The organism is Carnobacterium sp., from assembly GCF_040274945.1.
Lineage (GTDB): Bacteria > Bacillota > Bacilli > Lactobacillales > Carnobacteriaceae > Carnobacterium_B.
On the sequence record NZ_JBEMAR010000011.1, the window covers coordinates 1 to 18,922 of the forward strand.

The following is an 18,922-nucleotide window of genomic DNA, read 5'->3' on the forward strand; positions in this document are numbered from 1 at the left end:
AATAAACAAGAAAAAGGGATTAAGACGTTTGTCTTAATCCCTTTTTCTTGTTTATTACATTTGATCGGGTGCTTGAACACCTAATAATCTTAAATCTTCTTTTAAAATTGTTGCAACAGATTGAACAAGTGCTAAACGAGCAGGTTTTTGAGCATCGTCAGCAAGTACTTTACTGTTTGCATAGTATTTATTGAAGGCTTGAGCTAAATGAATAGCATGCTTAGCGATAACAGAAGGTTCGAATTTTTCATAGGCACGTTTAACATCATCTGGGTAGCTTTCCAGTAATTTGATAATTTCCCAACTATAAGCATCATCTAAAGGATAGTCAACGGTTGTATCGATTCCAGCAATCCCTGACTTTCTTAAGATGCTCATTGCACGAGCTCTTGTGTATTGAACGTAAGGACCTGTTTCTCCTTCAAAACGAACAACTTCTTCGATAGTAAAGTCAAAATTATTTAAACGATCATTTTTTAAATCATGGAAGACAACAGCACCAATACCAACTTGGTCAGCAATGATTTCTTTATTTGGCAAATCTGTATTTTTTTCTTCAATTTGTTCAAGTGCAGAAGCAACAGCGTCATCTAAAACTTCTTCAAGTAAAACGATTTTTCCTTTACGAGTAGATAATTTTTTACCGCCTTGTGTGATCAAACCGAATGGAATGTGGTGCATATCATCCGCCCAGTCATAACCCATTTCTTTTAACACAGCTTTTAACTGTTTAAAGTGGTTGCTTTGTTCATTACCGACAGCATATAAAGACATTGCAAAATCATACGTACGTTTACGATAAATGGCTGCAGCTAAATCACGCGTGATGTACAATGTTGCGCCATCAGATTTTTTGATCAATGCTGGATTTAAGTTGTATTTTTCTAAATCAACGATAGTAGCACCGTCATTCACGGTTAAAACATTTTTTTCTTCGAGTAAGTCCATAACTTCTTGCATTTTGTCGTTATAAAAAGCTTCGCCATCAAAAGAATCAAACGTTATATCTAGGCGTTCGTAGACATGGTTAAATTCTTTAAGAGACTCTTCACGGAACCATTTCCATAGTTGTTGAGCTTCTTGATCGCCATCTTCTAATTTTTTGAACCATTCACGTGCTTCGTCATCTAATTCAGGTCTTTCTTCTGCTTCTTCATGGAATTTTACATATAAGCGTAAAAGTTCGACAATCGGATCTTTTTTCACAGCTTCTTTGCTGCCCCAAAGTTTATAACCAACGATCAATTTCCCAAATTGAGTTCCCCAGTCACCAAGGTGATTGATTTTTATGGGATTAAAGCCTACTTTTGTTAGGATATTTGCTAACGCATTTCCGATTACAGTTGAGCGTAAGTGACCCATTGAAATAGGTTTGGCAATATTGGGTGATGACATATCAATAGGAACATTTCTGTTTCCACCAATATCAGCATCTCCATAGTGAGGGCCTTTTTCTAGAATTTCTTTTAATACAGCAGCACTAACTTCCTTTTTGTTTAAAAAGAAGTTTAGATAAGGTCCAACAACCTCAATTTTTTCAACGATAGGTGAATGAACCGTTTCCCCTAATTCAGTTGCAATTTGTTGAGGTGCCTTACGAAAAGCTTTTGCTAAAGCAAAGGCAGGGAACGCAATATCACCATGTTCTGCAGATTTCGGATTTTCTAATAAACTGACAATATTTTCAATTGGTAATGCATCACCAATTTGCTCCTTTAAAGCCTGAGCAACACCTAATTTATAATCCATTTTTTTTCCTCCTAGATGAACGCCTTTTGACGATCAGAATTTAGTATTTTAGACATAAAAAAAACGCCCATTTTTGATTCTATGCTAATCAAAAAAGAGACGAGGTTTTCCCGCGGTACCACTCTTGTTGCTTCGTCTAATGACGAAACCACTTGTTTTTAGATAACGGCAAACAAAACCGAATGAGCTGATGGATACAGGCGAACTGTATTTTAAACCAGCTTTATTCTCTCCGAAGTGCGGTTCCTGAAAGTTTACACTATTGGCTTACACCGTCCCAACTCGCTTGAAATGTTTCTTAACAGTACTCTCTTCATCATAGAGTAGATATAGTCGAACTTTATTTATTATAGCAAATTGTGTAAGAGAATACCAATCTTTTTAAAGAATAGAATTTTTATTCACCTTTTTGTAAAAATATCGTAAAATATAAGCGTATACAACAATTGTTTGGTATACTACAAAAGAAGAATCGTTAAATTAGAAGGAGGCCTTGCAGTATGAAAAAATCAAATCGACAATTAGCAATCAAACAAATTATCACAAATCACGACATTGCTACACAAGAAGAGTTGTTGCATTATCTCAAACAAGAAGGGGTTGAGGCTACACAAGCAACCATTTCAAGAGATATCAAAGAAATGCATTTAGTAAAAACAACGTCATCCAATGGTAACGTTAAGTATACGATATTCCAAAACAATCGAATGTCTAATGAAGAAAAGCTACAATCTACATTAGGAGATGTTGTGATTCGATTGACTCAAGTACAGTTTACGAATGTATTGATGACTATACCGGGTAATGCGCATGTGGTGGCTGCATTGTTAGATGCCATTGATTTTCCAGAAATGGTTGGTACTGTAGGCGGCAACGACACTTGTTTAATTATTTCAAAAGATGAAGAAGATGCTAAAAAAATGCATGAGTATTTAAAAAGATGGGTCGAAGCGTGATCTTTAAAATGTCATAGGGAGTGAATCGATCATGAAGTCTGAATTTAATTTAGCTTCTTTACAAAATGGATCTGACATTCGTGGGATAGCCATAAAAACGTCAGACCATGATATAACCTTAACAGATGAAAGAATTGAAAAAATTGCTTATGGGTATGCTGTATGGCTAAAAGAAGTAAAGCAATTAGCCGTAGAGGATGAAAAAAAGCCAGTGACCGTTTCTGTAGGTCATGACAGCCGATTGTCAGCTGACCGGATCAAAGCAGTCTTCATAGAAGGGCTGACTAACGCAGGAATAGATGTTGTAGATGTAGGACTTTCTACCACACCTGCAATGTTTATGTCTACACAATTTGATTCATACAAATGTGATGGTGCCGTTATGATAACGGCTAGTCATTTGCCATTTGAGTACAATGGATTGAAATTTTTCACAAAAGATGGTGGTGCGGAGCACGAAGATATCGACTTTATTCTGCAACAGTCAGACTGGGAGAATGTTACTTGGGAAAACAACCAAGGAAAAGTTTCAAAGGCTCCCTTGCTGAATGATTATGCGAAAGATTTGGTAAATAAAGTTCGAATTGGAATCAATGATAAAGACATGTATGAAAAACCGTTAACTGGTCGCCACATTGTTGTGGATGCAGGAAATGGAGCTGGAGGTTTTTTTGCTGAAAAAGTATTAGTTCCATTAGGTGCTGATATCAGTGGCAGCCAATATTTAGATCCAGATGGACATTTTCCTAATCATATTCCAAATCCTGATAATAAAGAAGCGATGAAGAGTATTCAAAAAGCTGTTTTGCAACATGAAGCAGATATGGGTGTTATTTTTGATACAGACGTAGATCGTTCAGCCTTAGTAGACCGTAAAGGGGACACGCTGAATCGAAACAATTTAATTGCTGTTATTTCAGCTATTTTAATAAAAGAAAATCCAAATACGACAATTGTGACAAGTTCAGCTACTTCAGAACACCTAAAAACGTTTATTACGTCTCTTGGGGGCAAGCAAGACCGTTACATTACAGGATACCGGAATGTAATCAATCGTGCGATTCAGTTGAATAAAGAAGGCGTACAAACTAGTTTGGCTATTGAGACAAGCGGACACGCAGCACTTCAAGAAAACTATTTTCTAGATGATGGTGCATACTTAGTTGCAAAAATATTAATGGCCGATGCGAATTTGAAAAAAGAAGGAAAAGACTTTTCCGATTTGATTACAACTTTAAAACAACCCGTTGAAACGGATGAAGTACGGTTTAAAATTTTGCCAGAAGATATCCAAGCGACTGGTAAAAAAGTTATGGAAGATTTCAGTCGTTTTATTGAGAACGAAACCGATCTGTCAATTGAACCTGCCAATTTAGAAGGTGTACGCGTAAATACCTCTGGACAGTATGGTGCTGGATGGATGTTGTTGCGTATGAGCTTGCACGAACCTTTACTGGTTTTGAATTTTGAGAGCGATCAAGCTGGATCCATTAAAAAGTTAAGAGAAACAATAAAAGACTTTTTTTATGAACAAGTTGATTTAGATTCGTCTCGCTTGTAAATACCAGTCAAAATGGTTTAAACTTATTAATGTTAAAATGATAGCGAAGGAAGTGTAGTAAATGGGTGAACCGTTAGTAGAAAGTATTGAATTATACAATGGAGTTAAAATTCCTAAATTAGGTTTAGGGTTATTTTTAATGAAAAATGAAGCTGAATTAGTGGACGCTGTTAAATATGCAGTTGAAGTAGGCTACCGTCATTTTGATACAGCTAAAATTTACGGCAATGAAGAATATTTAGCTCGTGGATTAAAAGAAGCTGGAATCAACAGAGAAGAAGTCTTTATTACTTCTAAAGTATGGAATTACGATCAAGGTTATGAACAAACAAAAGTAGCATTCCAAGAAAGTTTAGATCGTTTAAACACAGATTACTTAGATTTGTATTTGATTCACTGGGCTGCTCCAAAATATGTTGAAACCTGGAAAGCTATTGTTGAATTGTATGAAGAAGGAAAAGTCAAAGCAATTGGAGTGTCTAACTTCCAAATCCACCACCTTGAAGAACTTAAAAATCAAGGATTGATGCAACCAATGATCAACCAAATAGAAACACATCCTGAATTCCCGCAAAATGAATTGCATGAATACATGAAGGCAAATGGTATCATTCATGAAGCATGGGGTCCTTTAGGCCAAGGAAAATCTGACTTACTAAACCATCCAATTCTAATGGAAATCGGTCAAAAGTATTTCAAGACTCCTGCACAAGTGATTATCCGTTGGCATTTAGAACGAGGAGAAGTTGTTATTCCAAAATCAGTTCATGAAAATCGTATTTTAGAAAATAGCGATGTATTTAACTTTTCTTTAACAACAGAAGAGATAGAACAAATTAATTCATTAGAAACTGGAATAAGATATGGCAGTGATCCTGATGATCAGGAAAGATTATTAGAAACTTCCATTAGACCAGTATAAAAACAAAAAAATAGACGCAAGCAGAATCTGCTTACGTCTATTTTTTTATTTATTCAGATGCAATAGGGTTCCAATGCCAGCTAAAGCCGTCTTTTGCTAATAGGGCATCACTTTCTGTCGGACCCATAGAACCGCTTGGGTAACTTGGAAGGTCCGTCTTATCTTGATCCCATTCTTTACGAATAACATCAACGAATTTCCAAGAAGAAGCTACTTCATCCCAATGCGTAAAGTTTGTTGCATCACCATTTAAACAGTCAAAAATCAACTTTTCATAAGCTTCAGGGCTATTTGCAACTGTTTCAGCTGAATGCTTGTGTTTAAGATTAAACGTTTCTGTTTCTAAACCAATGCCAGCTTTTTTTGTATTTAATTGAAGTGAGAATCCTTCAGTTGGTTGAATAAAAATGGTCAATACATTTGGTGGCAATTCTTCTTCAATATTTTCACTAAATAAGTTTAAAGGAACATTTTTAAAGACAACATTGATTTGTGTGCCTTTTTCGGCCATTCGTTTACCCGTTCGAATATAGAAGGGAACACCTTTCCAACGGAATGTATCGATCAGAACTTTACCTGCAACAAATGTTTCTGTTTGAGAATCTTCTGCAACGTTTAGTTCATTTTGGTATTTATTCAATAAACTATCGTTGTTAATGCCAACATCATATTGGGCGCGAACAAAATTTTCTTTCACTTCCTCAGGATTGAAAAGGCGAACAGCTCGTAAAGCTTTAATTTTTTCATTGCGAATGTCTATGTCTGTAAGTTTTGCAGGGGGCTCCATTGCCAGAAGAGAGACAATTTGCAAAATATGATTCTGTACCATATCTCTTAAAGCACCGCTTTTGTCATAATAACCGCCACGTTCTTCAACGCCTAAAGATTCGCTTAACGTGATTTGAATATTATCGATGTAGCGATTATTCCACATAGATTCAATCATGTTATTTGCAAAGCGTACAGTAGAGATATTTTGTACCATTTCTTTGCCAAGATAATGATCTATACGGAAAATTTGATTTTCATCAAATACTTCTCGGAGTTGTTCGTTTAAAATAGCGGCACTCTCATAATCATGGCCAAATGGTTTTTCAATAATCAAACGATTAAAGCCATTATCCGATACTAAACCTTGTTGATTTAATTGTTGAGTGATCGTGCCAAAAAAATTAGGCGACATAGCTAAATAAAATAGACGATTGCCATTGATTTGGTAGCGGTCATCTAATTCTTCTGCTAATTTTTTTAAGTTAACATAATGTTCTGCATCATTAACATTGTGTGATTGGTAGTAGAAGTGGCTGGCAAATTCAGTTGCAACTTCTTCTGAAATAACTAGGTCACTTATCGTTTCCTTAATAATTTCTCGATAATAGTCATTCGTCCATTCTCTTCTAGCAGTTCCAATTACAGCAAAATGTTCTTTCAAAAATCCTTTTTTATATAAGCGATAAAGAGATGGATACAATTTTCTCTTTGCTAAATCTCCGGTTCCTCCAAAGATTGTAAATAAAACATTCTGTTCAGTTGTCATCTATCTTTATACCCCTCTTCTAGAACAAAGACGTTCATCTTTTCTAAAACTATTGTACTGGTTTCTGCTTTTAGAATCAATCATTCGTTGATTCTTTCTTTTAAAAAGTAAGAGCTCTTATTACACATTTTTAGTCTGTCCAAATAATAGTATACAATAGTACACAAAGAATGACGAATTGCTGGTTTAAAAACGGCAAAATTTTTTCTTAATTTAGTTCAATAATAATGGATATTCTTGCACTAAATTATGTTGTTGACACTGGCTTGAAAATTATTATAATAAAGGATGTTAATCAAATCATACAATTAAATAAACCTATCAAATAGGGGAGTAGCTAACATATATTATGTGTTTAAATCAACTAGTCTGTGTTAATAAAACACTGGTTTAAACTTAAAAAGCAAGACCTATGCGTAATTCATAAGATTACGTATAGGTCTTGCTTTTTTGTACTGTTATAAATCATACATATGGATACGGAAGGAACGGAACAGAAAAATGGAAAATAAATTAACCACTAAACAAAAAAAGAACTTATCTATTTCAGGATTGTTAGTAACATTAGGAGTTGTCTACGGAGATATCGGGACCTCTCCGTTATACGTTATGAAAGCTTTAATAGAAGGCAATGGAGGGCTAGTTTCCGTTACAGATGAATTTATTTATGGAGCGTTATCTTTAGTATTTTGGACACTTACGTTATTGACAACAATTAAATATGTCATGATTGCTCTAAGAGCTGACAATCATGGAGAAGGCGGTATTTTTTCGCTTTATGCTTTAATTAGAAAAAAAGCTAGTTGGCTAATTGTACCAGCCATCATAGGAGGGGCAGCTCTCTTAGCCGATGGGATATTAACGCCTGCAGTTACCGTTACGACAGCTATTGAAGGACTAAGGACGATTCCAGCTTATGTTTCGTTTTTTGGAACTGGACAACAAACAGTGATTATGATCACGCTCGTTATCATTACTTTCTTATTCTTAATTCAGCGATTTGGAACGGAATTAATCGGTAAATTTTTTGGTCCGTTAATGTTCCTGTGGTTTTTTATGATTGGAACAATTGGATTAGTGAATGTATTAGGGAATTTTGATATTTTCCGCTCACTTTCGCCTGTATACGGTATTAAATTTTTGTTTAGCGAAAATAATAAAGCTGGGTTCTTAATATTGGGCAGTGTTTTCCTAGCAACTACTGGAGCGGAAGCTTTGTATTCTGATTTAGGACATGTGGGTCGAAAAAATATTTATTTAACTTGGCCATATGTTAAAATTTGTTTGTTGCTAAGCTATTTAGGACAAGGGGCTTGGCTTTTAGATGTAAGGGATAATGAACAACTGCAAGCGATAAAAGGTTTTAATCCTTTTTTTGAAATAATGCCCGATTGGTTTAGGATGATAGGGGTAGCTGCGGCAACTTTAGCAGCTATTATCGCTTCACAAGCGTTAATATCAGGATCCTATACATTGGTTTCTGAAGCCATAAAACTAAAGTTATTGCCCCGTTTGAAAACCATTTATCCATCAAGTTCTAAAGGTCAATTGTATATTCCAGTTGTCAATACGATTTTATGGTTATCTTGTTTAGGAGTCGTTTTATATTTCAGAAACTCAGAGCACATGGAAGCAGCATATGGACTAGCCATTACCATTACAATGTTAATGACGACTATTCTGTTGTTTAATTACTTAATTGTTAAAAAAGTTCCTAAAGTATTAGCAGGTATGATGATTATTTTCTTCGGTGTACTTGAAATCCTATTTTTCATTTCAAGTATTTCAAAATTTTTCCATGGCGGATTTGTAACCATCATTATCGCAGCGACTATTTTAATGGTTATGGTTATATGGCACAAGGCAAATCAAATTGAACAAAATATTGTAAGAGAAGTGAGTCTCTTAGATTACAAAAATCAATTAAGTAAACTTAAAGCGGAAGAGTCAATACCCTATTATGCTACTAATCTTGTTTACCTTACGAGTAAAGAAACTGAGGGGATGATTGATAATGAGATCATTTATTCGATATTTGATAAGCAACCAAAACGAGCAGCTGTTTATTGGTTTGTAAATGTTCTTGTAACAGATGAACCTAGAACAATGGAGTATACTGTAGAAACATTTGAGACAGACTTTATTGTTAAAGTTCAATTGCGGCTTGGTTTTAGAGTTCCACAACAAGTGAGTACCTATTTGAGACAAATCGTCATAGATCTTATGGCTGATGGTACAATTGAGAAACAACCCCAACATTGGGCTACGAATAATTTTAATCAAGATATTGGCGATTTTTGTTTTGTGCTGGTTCGCGAAGAACTTTCTGTAGATTCTGAACTATCTCGCAAAGGTCACTTTATTATGTCAGTCAAGCTAGCAATAAAAAAAGTTTCCGTTTCTCCAATAAAATGGTTTGGACTTGAATACACAGATGTAAAAATTGAACACGTTCCATTATTGCTTGGAAATCGTAAAAAGACCAAATTGAAACGTGTAACTACAAAAATATAAAGAAGCATTCAAACAAAGAAGCCTGTGGAAGAAAGTAACATTCTACCAAGGCTTTTTGTTTGCATAGAAAAGATAATTTTGAAAGCAAAATATATTTAAGTAACGAATACTTCACTTTTATGGTATAATACAAAAGATGCAAAAGAGTATCAAGAGAAATGAGGCGATAAAATGGAACATACCTTTGAAAAGTTTGGGTTACAACCCTTTTTAATTGACGCAATAAATGAAATTGGTTTTACAAAACCAACTGAAGTACAAGAAAAGCTTATACCAGCTATTAAAAGTGGGAAAAGTGTTATTGGTCAATCACAAACGGGTTCAGGAAAAACTCATACATTTTTACTTCCATTACTAAACAAAATTGATCCATCACGCAAAGAAGTGCAAGTGGTGATCACTTCTCCTAGTAGAGAATTAGCAGAACAAATTTATCAAGCAGCACTTCAATTAGTTGAAAAAGCTCCTACTAAAATTATTGTACAAAATTTTGTAGGTGGAACAGATAAAAAACGACAAATGACTAAATTAGCTGGAGTTCAACCACATGTTGTAATTGGAACACCTGGTAGAATTTTAGATTTAGTATCTGAAAAAGCATTATTGATTTATACGTCTCCAGTCTTGGTTATTGACGAAGCAGATATGACCCTAGATATGGGATTCTTAACAGATGTTGACCAAATCGCAAGTAAGTTACCAGAAAAGTTGCAAATGCTTGTCTTCTCAGCAACTATCCCAATTAAATTGCAACCGTTTTTGAAAAAGTATATGTCTAATCCATTATTTGAACAAATTCAGCCTAAAGAAATTATTTCGCCAACGATTGAAAATTGGCTTATTTCTACAAAAGGGAAAGACAGAATTGATGTTATTTATGAATTATTGACAATTGGACAACCGTATTTGGTCATGATTTTTGCAAATACGAAAACTAAAGTTGATGAATTAGCGGATGGTCTTAAATCCAGAGGGATCAAAGTAGCTAAGATTCATGGAGATATTCCCCCACGTGAAAGAAAACGTGTAATGAAACAAGTACAAAATCTTGAATATCAATTTGTTGTTGCAACTGATTTAGCTGCACGTGGTATTGATATTGAAGGTGTTTCACATGTAATCAATGCTGAGATTCCAAGAGACCTTAGCTTCTTTATTCACCGTGTTGGTAGAACTGGAAGAAACAATCTTAAAGGAACTGCCATCACTTTGTATGCTCCAAGCGATGAAAGTTTAATCATAGACATTGAAAAATTAGGGATTCCTTTTGAACCAAAAATAATTCAAAAAGGTGAAATAGTAGATACGTATGATCGTAAGCGTCGCACAACTCGTGAAAATACGGCTACTGATAAAATTGATCCTAAATTGAAGAGTATGATAAGTCAGACAAAGAAAAAAGTTAAACCAGGATACAAGAAAAAAATGTCTCGTGCCATTAAAGAGAGTGGCTTGAAGCAGCGTCGTGTTGAACGCCGTAGCCAAGCTAATGCTATTAAAAAAGCAAACAAGAAAAAATAATTGCAAAAAAAGGAGTTGAGAATCATTCTCAGCTCCTTTTTAATATCTTTTTTTAAGGCAGACGTTTCGTTTTAGGTAGTACTCGAATGGCTAAATAATAGATGAATAAAGTTACAAGTGTCTTGATTTCCAGTTGAAAAGCAGGCATTAAATTAACACTATTTAATAGTGCCATGAATAGCGTTGGCAACGTAGAAGCAACCAAGACGATTTTCCAGTTGTCACCAAATTTCAACTTTCTTCCAGTAAGAATAGAGAGAATATTCGCAAATAACGTATATAGTAAAGTATACAAAAATGTAATAAAAAGAGTAGATAACCACACAAGAATAAATGTAATAAGTGGCAAGTTAATACCAAATGCCTGAACATTTAAAATAAGGTCAATAAAGGTTTCGCTTGTTAAGCCGTTTAGCTGAGTGTATGGCAGTTGAATAGGGTAATCTGGAAGAACAAAATAAAGACTCTCTTCTAAAAAGGCAATTCCTAATAAGTTTGCAACTAAATCTTGTTCTACATCTTCAATGGTTCTTTCTCCATTTGGGTCAAAGGTGAAAATAATCGAATTCGTTTGATAAATATAACTTTTTACAGGTTCCGATGTAACGAGTTGATCATTTTCTATAGTAAAAGATGGAATACTTTCTGCAATAATTTGGCCATCTCGACTAAAATTATTGATTATTTGATTGCTTTGTATCCAAATTGGAATAGTTGCGATGAAAGCGATAAATAAAAAATAAAGAACTACTTTTCCCTTTTTCAATGTGAGTGCTTGTGCTAGCTTTTCTGGATGAATCAATGAATCTTTAATTAAAGTTATGAATTGAATAATAATCTCTCCTGACTTGATAAAACGAATGAATTTTCTATTACATACTAATAGTGCTTAAATTTATTGTAGCGGTTAAATTTAATAAACTCAATAGGCTATAGGTACTAAAAAGTAATTGTGTTATTTTTTCTAAAAATAACTACCTGAATACTTTGTGTTTTTTATTGAAAGGTGTTACATTTATTAGGGAAAGCCTAAAAAAAGATAATTGGAGGAATTGATTATGACATACGAATTACCAAACTTACCTTATGCATATGATGCATTAGAACCACATATCGATCAAGCAACTATGGAGTTTCATCATGATAAGCATCATGCAACATACGTTGAAAAAACAAATGCTGCTCTTGAAAAATACCCAGAGTTAGCTGAAAAATCAATTGAAGAATTAGTAGCAGATTTAAATTCTGTTCCTGAAGAAATCCGTACAGCTATCCGTAATAATGGTGGCGGACATGCTAACCACAGCTTCTTCTGGGAAATTCTTTCACCAAATGGTGGCGGAGAACCAACTGGAGCGTTGAAAGAAGATATTGAAGCAACTTTTGGAAGTTTTGATAAATTCAAAGAAGCAATTGAAACTGCTGGAGCTGGCCAATTTGGTTCAGGTTGGGCATGGTTAGTTCTTAACAATGGTAAATTAGAAGTAACTTCAACAGCTAATCAAGATTCTCCATTAACAGATGGAAAAACACCACTTTTCGGAGTAGATGTTTGGGAACATGCATACTACTTAAACTACCAAAACAAACGCCCTGCTTATTTAAAAGCAGTATGGAATGTTGTTAACTGGAATGAAGTAGCAAAACGTTACGAAGCAGCTAAATAAATTTTTAATTTAAAAAGACAAGCACTCATGTGTTTGTCTTTTTTTGAATAATCTTACCTTGCGAAGTTTTGTAACCGTTCTCTTTTGTGGTAAAATTAAGGTGTACAAATAGGAGTACCTTAATCAGTGAGGAGTGGTGAAATGAGTAAACGGTTCATCGGTGTTTATCCGTCTATAGAATCATTGATAGAAAAAATAAACAAACTTTTAGTTGAGGGACAAGCCATCAACCAAATGACACTCGTTACAAATAAAGACAGAGAAGCTATTTTACATGAATTCCAAATGGCTGTTCCACTTTACGAAAATCGCCCAATTTTATTAGAAAAGACAACTTGGTTGGTTCACCACACAGAAACTGATGATATTTTCTCGTTAGAAAAATATGGACTATCTATTAAAGAAGAACAAGACCACTATAACCAAGCAATGACTGAATTAACGTATGTTTTATTATTAGGTGAGAATTCAGATGAGAATTATTGGTATCCAAAGAAACGGTTAGGCCAACACATCACAGATACTGAAGGAAATAAAGAGTTTAATCATCAATCTGATTTTATCAACTCGGGATCAGCGAATAGCGATATCAGCAGTCCACGGTATAATGGCACATACAATAATCAACCATGGTTTGCACCGGATTCAAATAATGATACCACCAGACGATAAAAATTCTCTTAAAAAAATAACCCTAGTGTCCTTAAAAAGGAAATCAGGGTTATTTTTATCTTCAAATCGTCCGTTAGTATTTACTAGAATGCATTAACCAAAAGGAACGTTTGACCAGAAGCACGTTAGGATTATACAATTTGAATACCTAACATATTGGCAATAACAAGAGCTTGTCCAGCATTTAGTTTACATCCTTTTACTAAATCAATAGATACAGATAAGTTTTCAAATTCAGAATCGCTAAAATTTAATCCGTTGAGGTTGGTTTGCATAATAGACAATTGATTTAATTGACACCTCACAAAATCTAGTTTTTTCCAAGTCACTTCAAAAAATTCACTTTCAACCAATGAACAGTCTTGGAAACGAACTTGTTTCATTGAAGCATAATTGAAAGAACTGTAATTTCCGATACAATGGTCAAACTGAGCGTCAACGATAGATGATTCAGCAAAATTGGTGCCCAGAAACTTCGTATCTTTGAAAGTTGTACGATGGAAAATAGCACCAATCCATTCATTGTTACTAATGTTGCATCCTTCAAACGTAACATCTAAACATTCAAAACGAGTAAATTGGCAATGTTCAAAGGTCACATTAACAAAAGAAACATGTTGGAAGCAGACATTTTCTAGCTGCTTATTGGACAGGGTACAGTCTCTAAATTGACAATTTGTGTAGTAAGCTTCATGATCGATTTCATCAAAGTGCGAAGTTGTTAGATTAGCAGGTATTCTAGGTTGAGCTATTTTTATTGATGCATTCATTGGTTTCCACCTTTAAGATTTTTTTTAAGGAAAAGATTTGTAACAAAAAGTAGCATTGCCGAAATGAGCGTTAAAATGGCTCCTTCAAAAAATAAGGGTGTCGTATAATTAAGTTCAACAACGTGTTTACCTTCAGTGATAGGAATAACTAACAAACTGTCTAAAGCTTTCTTCGTTTGAACAGGAATACCATCAACTTTAACAGACCAACCTTCACTATACGGAATAGTAGTCATTAAGATTTCTTGGTCTTGTTGAATAGCTACAGTGCCTTTAAAAGATGTGTTGCCATATTCCTCGATGGTTATGCCACCAACTTTTAGAGATTGGATAGCTGCCTCAAATGCAGTTGAATCTAAACGATACAGTTGAAAGTCTTTTAAGCGTATCGTAGATTCTTCTAATTCAATTTTAAACGTAAGCGTATCTCCTTTGTTTTGACTGGCAATATTTAAAACTAATTGATCTCTGTACGTCTCATATTGAGTGAACGGTTCTCCATTTAAAAATAAGTTAACATCTTCTTCTTTAATATTAGGGCTAAGTGTTACATAGTAGGAATCATTCATTTCCGGTGTAAATTGAAAACTTACGGATGCATCGTTATTCAAAACTTGTTTCCGGTAAATCTTCTCGTTAAGAGCATCGGAAAGGGTCACATTTTGGTATACGGTACTATCAAAATCGCTAGGCACAAAGAACTGCTTTGTACCTCGATTATCAGTCAAACCTTGTAAAATCGCTTCTTGTAACTGAATCGGCTGATCCTCTATTAAAGAAACGTCTAGGATAGAGTCAGAACTTCCGAAAGCAATTGGTAAGGCATTGGGATTTTCGTAAATAAACGTCTTATCCGTTTCGCCAATTTGTGTATAAGAGCGTAAATCAGGTTTTGTCTGCATGGCATTTAGTTCAAATTCCTCTTTTTTGACATCTGAAACAGAAGGGATTAGTAAAGAATCTATTAATGATGGTGCTTGTTGCGTCCGATTAAAAGAATCTTTTAATCGAATACTTTTTACGCCCGACGATTGGTTGGTTTCTGCAAGATAAAGATTATTTTTTTCGCTCATGTAATACTGAATATTAAATAAAGCGTCGGTCACCAACGTTCCGTTAGAGTAAGCAAGAAAACCATCTCCTACAGGAAAACCGAGACTACCAAATAATGCAGGTATTGTTCGCTCAAAAGTTGAACTGAAATGAGTTACGCTCGGGTAGTCAGCTTGAAAACTATCATTTTTTGTTCGTAAAAACGTTTTTTCGACTCGATAAAAATTATCATCCATATCTTGAATGGCATCAACACTGTTATCCAGCCCGGTTTGGTAAACCGTAAAGCTATCTTGATCGACATAGCTCAAACGGGATAAATCAATTTGAGCATTTACACCCATTTCTACTGCGGTAAGAAGAAAGAGTGCAACAGGCAGCCAATTGTATTGTTGGGGTTTGATAATAAATAAAAAAATCACCATAAAGGTAAAAAGAACGGTTAAAATAATTTGTTCTGTATAAATAAAATCAAATTCCCCAGTGTAAACGTAAAAGCTTACTAAAGCTGTTAATAGCATGCTGACAAGTGTACTAATCGGTCGCATGCCTTCGTAATGCATAAAACTTCTAAATCCATTAATTAACATAAAGAAGCAAACCACAAACGAAAAGCGGTAAGGGTACCAGATAGGATATTGCATAGCATGCCAGATTTTATTGAAAGCTTCTAAATTCATAGAAACAACAAATAGAATCATCAATACTAAGGCGGTCAATCGCTCTTTTTTTGAAAAATAATGGTTAAAGAAGTAACAAAAAAATGAGACAAGTGCTAAGCTGCCAATAAATAAATTAGGATAACCAGAAGGCATTTGATCAAAATTAAAAGCGCCAATAAATAATTTGGATACCATTTCTGGAAACGGGTAGGCTAATTCCCAGTCAAATTCAAATTTAGTGTAGCTGGCTTTACTTTCCATAAGAGAGTGGAAAGTAGGCAGCAGTAAAATCCCTGCTAATCCTGCTCCTAATAGAGAATGCCAAATGAATAGTCCAATCGAAGTAAGCGTGTCTGTAAATTTGATTTTCCATCGAGTTCCATTTGGATAAGAAACACCGGTCAAACGAAAAATGAAATAACAAACTAGAAAGAGGCAAATCATATAAGTAATGTAATAATTCGCGAATAACATCAGTCCAAGAAAAAGAGAGTAGAGCAATCCTTTTTTTTCAGCAATCAATTGTTCAAGCCCCATGACAATAAGCGGCAGAAATATGAGACCGTCTAGCCACATAATGTTTAATTGATTAACAATCGTGTACCCCATTAAAGCGTAACTAATTGAAAAGGCAGCTAAGATAAAACCAGTTCCGTTGAACGCCTTTTTTAATAAATAGCCAAAACTTAACCCTGCTAAACTAATTTTTAAAAGAGTCAAGCAAGTCACGGCTAACGTGACCTGAGTATGCGGAAAGAGTAAAAATAATAAATTAAAAGGGCTGGTCAAGTAATAGGCCCATAACCCTACCATATCTCCACCGATAGCTTTAGAAAAAGAATAAAAGAATGTAGTTGGATCCTCAAAAAAGGTTTGGCGATAATACGAATAAAAATCAATGTATTGTTGTCCTAAGTCGACTGTTAGTAAAGAATCATTTCCAAAAGGATAAACGCCTTGAAAAATATAAATGAGTGCCATCGTAAAGAAAGGAACAAAAAAAGCTAACAACAAGGGCCATTGTTTTTGAATAAAGGTCTGCATTGTTTTTTGCATCAGTTTCAACTCCATTAACGAACTAGTAATTCTTCCAAGTACTAGAATAGCATAGAATGAGATGAAATAATTAAAGTTTTCTTTAATCAGTAGTTAATTCAAAACAAATTTGATACAATGAGACAAGTAATTTGAACAGGAAGGTGTCTTTTTTGAAAACAACTAAAAACAATAATAAGAAGAAAAAATCGCATATTCCTTTTCGGTTGAATTTTTTATTCTTCACGGTCTTTCTACTATTTGCTATGTTGATTCTTAGATTGGGTTATTTGCAAATTGTTAAGGGTGAAGAATTTGAAACAGAAGTTCAGCGAACTGAGACTACTTTGGCAACTGGAACCGTTCCTCGAGGTGAAATTTACGATAGCCAGCACCGTAAATTAGTCGGAAATGAAGCTCTTCAAGCGATTACTTATACTAGAGGTAAAGGTGTTTCTAGTGAAGATATGGCAAAGATCGCTATGAATTTAGCGCAGTACATCGAAATGCCGAACGTTACAGAATTTGAACAAGATAGTGATTTTGATTTGTCAAAACGAGACTTAAAAGATTTTTGGATTGCTCTAGATGAAGACAAAGTGAATAAACGCATAAGCGATGAGCAAAAGGAAACTTTAAGCGGGGCAGAACTTTATCAACTTCAAGTAGATAAAGTGACAGATGAAGATATTCAGTTTTCAGAGGAAGAACAAGAAGCGGCAGCTATTTTTAAACGAATGAATGGCGGTTATGCTTTATCAACAATCAACATTAAAAGCGAAAATGTGACGAATGACGAAATCGCAAAAGTAAGTGAAAATCTTTTGACATTACCTGGAATTGATACCGGTACAGATTGGGTCAGAACGTATCCAGAGGGGAACATGCTTAGGAGTATCCTTGGAGATGTTACAAGTGAGTCTGAAGGTCTTCCAGAGAACAAGGCTGCAACTTATTTAGCCCAAGGATATGCACGTAATGACCGTGTTGGGAAAAGTTACCTTGAGTTGGAATATGAAGAAGTGCTAAGCGGATCAAAATCAAAATCCGAAACTGAATCGAATCAAAACGGAGATATCGTCAATACAATCCAAAGTTATGCGGGTGAAAAAGGCGATAATCTTGTTTTAACAACTGACATGGATTTCCAAAAAATTGTTCAAGATATTGCTAAGCAATCAGTAGCTACTGAAAGCGAAGGGCTGAATGACAGTATATATGTTGTGGCAGCTGATCCAAACAATGGTGAAATTTTAGCGATGACCGGTCAAAAACGGAATCCAAAAACCGGCGAAATTGAAGATTATACGTTGGATATCATTAATTCGAGTTTCCAAATGGGTTCCGTAGTCAAACCAGCAACAGTATTAGCTGGATATATGGATGGAGCTATTACGCTGGCAGATAACACGATGATTGATGAACCTTTAATGATTAAAGGGAGTAACACTATTAGTTCAGTTTTTAATCGTTCAGGAAGTGTAGCAGTAAATGATATTACAGCATTAGAACGCTCATCCAATGTCTATATGTCAAAAATTGCCTTACGAATGGGTGGAGAGTACGATTACTATAGAAATATGGCGTTAGATATTGACTACAGAGCAGTCATAAAAAAATTGAGAAGTTATTATGCTCAGTTTGGATTAGGTATAAAAACGGGAATTGACTTGCCAGGTGAGGGATCTGGATTCATAGGAACCGCAGACAATCCAGGTTTGGCCTTAACATTTGCATTTGGGCAGTATGATACGTATACTCCAATCCAAATGATGCAATATGTTTCAACGATTGCCAATGGCGGAAAACGTATTGCGCCTCGTTTAATAGATGAAATCAGATCAACAGATGCAAATGGAAATTTGGGCGCTATTCAAACGCAATTAGAAACAGAAGTTTTGAACATTGTTGATGTTGGAAAAGAAGAAATGAGTCGTGTGCAACAAGGGATGTACCAAGTAACGAATGGAGCGAATGGTTCAGCCACAAGTTACTTTGCGGGTGCTGAATATACAATTGCCGGTAAAACTGGAACTGCTGAAGCATTCTATGATGGTGTTGTTGAAAGTAGAAAAGGAGAAAGTGTAACAAACCGAACTTTTGTCGGGTATGCACCTTATGATAATCCTGAAATAGCGGTTTTTGTTATTGTTCCTTTCTTACCAAATACGAATACTAATCACGAAAATACAATTGTTGCCCGTAAAGTCTTTGATGCTTACTTCCAAGTAGGCGACTATAAAGACCTTTCGGGAGAAATTGCTGAAGATCATGATGAAGAAACTGAAGAATAAGAGATTAAA

13 protein-coding genes and 1 other annotated feature are annotated in these 18,922 nt (G+C 34.9%); of the genes, 8 read left to right on the forward strand and 5 right to left on the reverse strand.

Going from position 1 to position 18,922, the window contains the following annotated elements; translation table 11 throughout:
- Positions 1-54 precede the first annotated feature (54 nt).
- The gene (gene argS, locus ABS916_RS11320) at positions 55-1,749 is read right to left on the reverse strand and encodes an arginine--tRNA ligase (protein WP_350452001.1); all 1,695 of its coding nucleotides are present in this window, start codon (positions 1,747-1,749) and stop codon (positions 55-57) included.
- Between the two features lie 92 nt (positions 1,750-1,841).
- Positions 1,842-2,078 (reverse strand) — a binding site (T-box leader).
- A 171-nt stretch (positions 2,079-2,249) separates the two neighbouring features.
- On the opposite strand from argS, the gene argR reads away from it, so the two are divergent.
- The 3 genes from argR (at position 2,250) to ABS916_RS11335 (ending at position 5,188) form a co-directional block, all read left to right on the forward strand.
- The gene (gene argR, locus ABS916_RS11325; RefSeq protein WP_035023287.1) at positions 2,250-2,705 is read left to right on the forward strand and encodes an arginine repressor; all 456 of its coding nucleotides are present in this window, start codon (positions 2,250-2,252) and stop codon (positions 2,703-2,705) included.
- Positions 2,706-2,736: 31 nt separating this feature from the next.
- Positions 2,737-4,266 (forward strand): phosphohexomutase domain-containing protein, encoded by a 1,530-nt coding sequence (locus ABS916_RS11330; protein ID WP_350452002.1) that lies wholly within the window; start codon positions 2,737-2,739, stop codon positions 4,264-4,266.
- A gap of 61 nt (positions 4,267-4,327) precedes the next feature.
- Positions 4,328-5,188, forward strand: coding sequence for an aldo/keto reductase (locus ABS916_RS11335; protein WP_350452003.1), 861 nt, complete (start codon positions 4,328-4,330; stop codon positions 5,186-5,188).
- 49 nt (positions 5,189-5,237) lie between these two features.
- Here ABS916_RS11335 and zwf read toward each other — a convergent pair whose 3' ends face one another.
- Positions 5,238-6,725, reverse strand: a complete 1,488-nt coding sequence (gene zwf, locus ABS916_RS11340; protein WP_350452004.1) for a glucose-6-phosphate dehydrogenase — start codon at positions 6,723-6,725, stop codon at positions 5,238-5,240.
- A 501-nt stretch (positions 6,726-7,226) separates the two neighbouring features.
- On the opposite strand from zwf, the gene ABS916_RS11345 reads away from it, so the two are divergent.
- Complete coding sequence (locus tag ABS916_RS11345; protein ID WP_350452005.1) at positions 7,227-9,239, forward strand: KUP/HAK/KT family potassium transporter; 2,013 nt, start codon at positions 7,227-7,229, stop codon at positions 9,237-9,239.
- A gap of 171 nt (positions 9,240-9,410) precedes the next feature.
- Entirely contained in the window at positions 9,411-10,760 is a 1,350-nt protein-coding gene (locus tag ABS916_RS11350) for a DEAD/DEAH box helicase (protein ID WP_350452006.1), read from the forward strand.
- 52 nt (positions 10,761-10,812) lie between these two features.
- Here ABS916_RS11350 and ABS916_RS11355 read toward each other — a convergent pair whose 3' ends face one another.
- Positions 10,813-11,562 carry a DUF1189 domain-containing protein gene (locus ABS916_RS11355; protein ID WP_350452007.1) on the reverse strand — a complete coding sequence of 250 codons (750 nt, stop codon included), beginning with the start codon at positions 11,560-11,562 and terminating at the stop codon, positions 10,813-10,815.
- 256 nt (positions 11,563-11,818) lie between these two features.
- Here ABS916_RS11355 and ABS916_RS11360 point away from each other — a divergent pair, with 256 nt between their 5' ends.
- Both ABS916_RS11360 and ABS916_RS11365 read left to right on the forward strand, forming a co-directional pair.
- A complete protein-coding gene (locus ABS916_RS11360) occupies positions 11,819-12,427 on the forward strand; it encodes a superoxide dismutase (protein WP_035023270.1) in 609 nt (202 codons plus the stop codon).
- A 141-nt stretch (positions 12,428-12,568) separates the two neighbouring features.
- Positions 12,569-13,099, forward strand: coding sequence for a hypothetical protein (locus ABS916_RS11365; RefSeq protein ID WP_350452008.1), 531 nt, complete (start codon positions 12,569-12,571; stop codon positions 13,097-13,099).
- 131 nt (positions 13,100-13,230) lie between these two features.
- On the opposite strand, the gene ABS916_RS11370 is transcribed toward ABS916_RS11365, so the two are convergent.
- Both ABS916_RS11370 and ABS916_RS11375 read right to left on the reverse strand, forming a co-directional pair.
- A complete protein-coding gene (locus tag ABS916_RS11370) occupies positions 13,231-13,869 on the reverse strand; it encodes a pentapeptide repeat-containing protein (protein ID WP_350452009.1) in 639 nt (212 codons plus the stop codon).
- Complete coding sequence (locus ABS916_RS11375; protein ID WP_350452010.1) at positions 13,866-16,640, reverse strand: YfhO family protein; 2,775 nt, start codon at positions 16,638-16,640, stop codon at positions 13,866-13,868. The genes ABS916_RS11370 and ABS916_RS11375 overlap by 4 nt, the downstream gene beginning before the upstream one ends.
- Positions 16,641-16,792: 152 nt before the next feature.
- Between ABS916_RS11375 and ABS916_RS11380 the strand changes: the two genes are divergently transcribed.
- Complete coding sequence (locus tag ABS916_RS11380) at positions 16,793-18,913, forward strand: peptidoglycan D,D-transpeptidase FtsI family protein (protein ID WP_350452011.1); 2,121 nt, start codon at positions 16,793-16,795, stop codon at positions 18,911-18,913.
- Positions 18,914-18,922 lie beyond the last annotated feature (9 nt).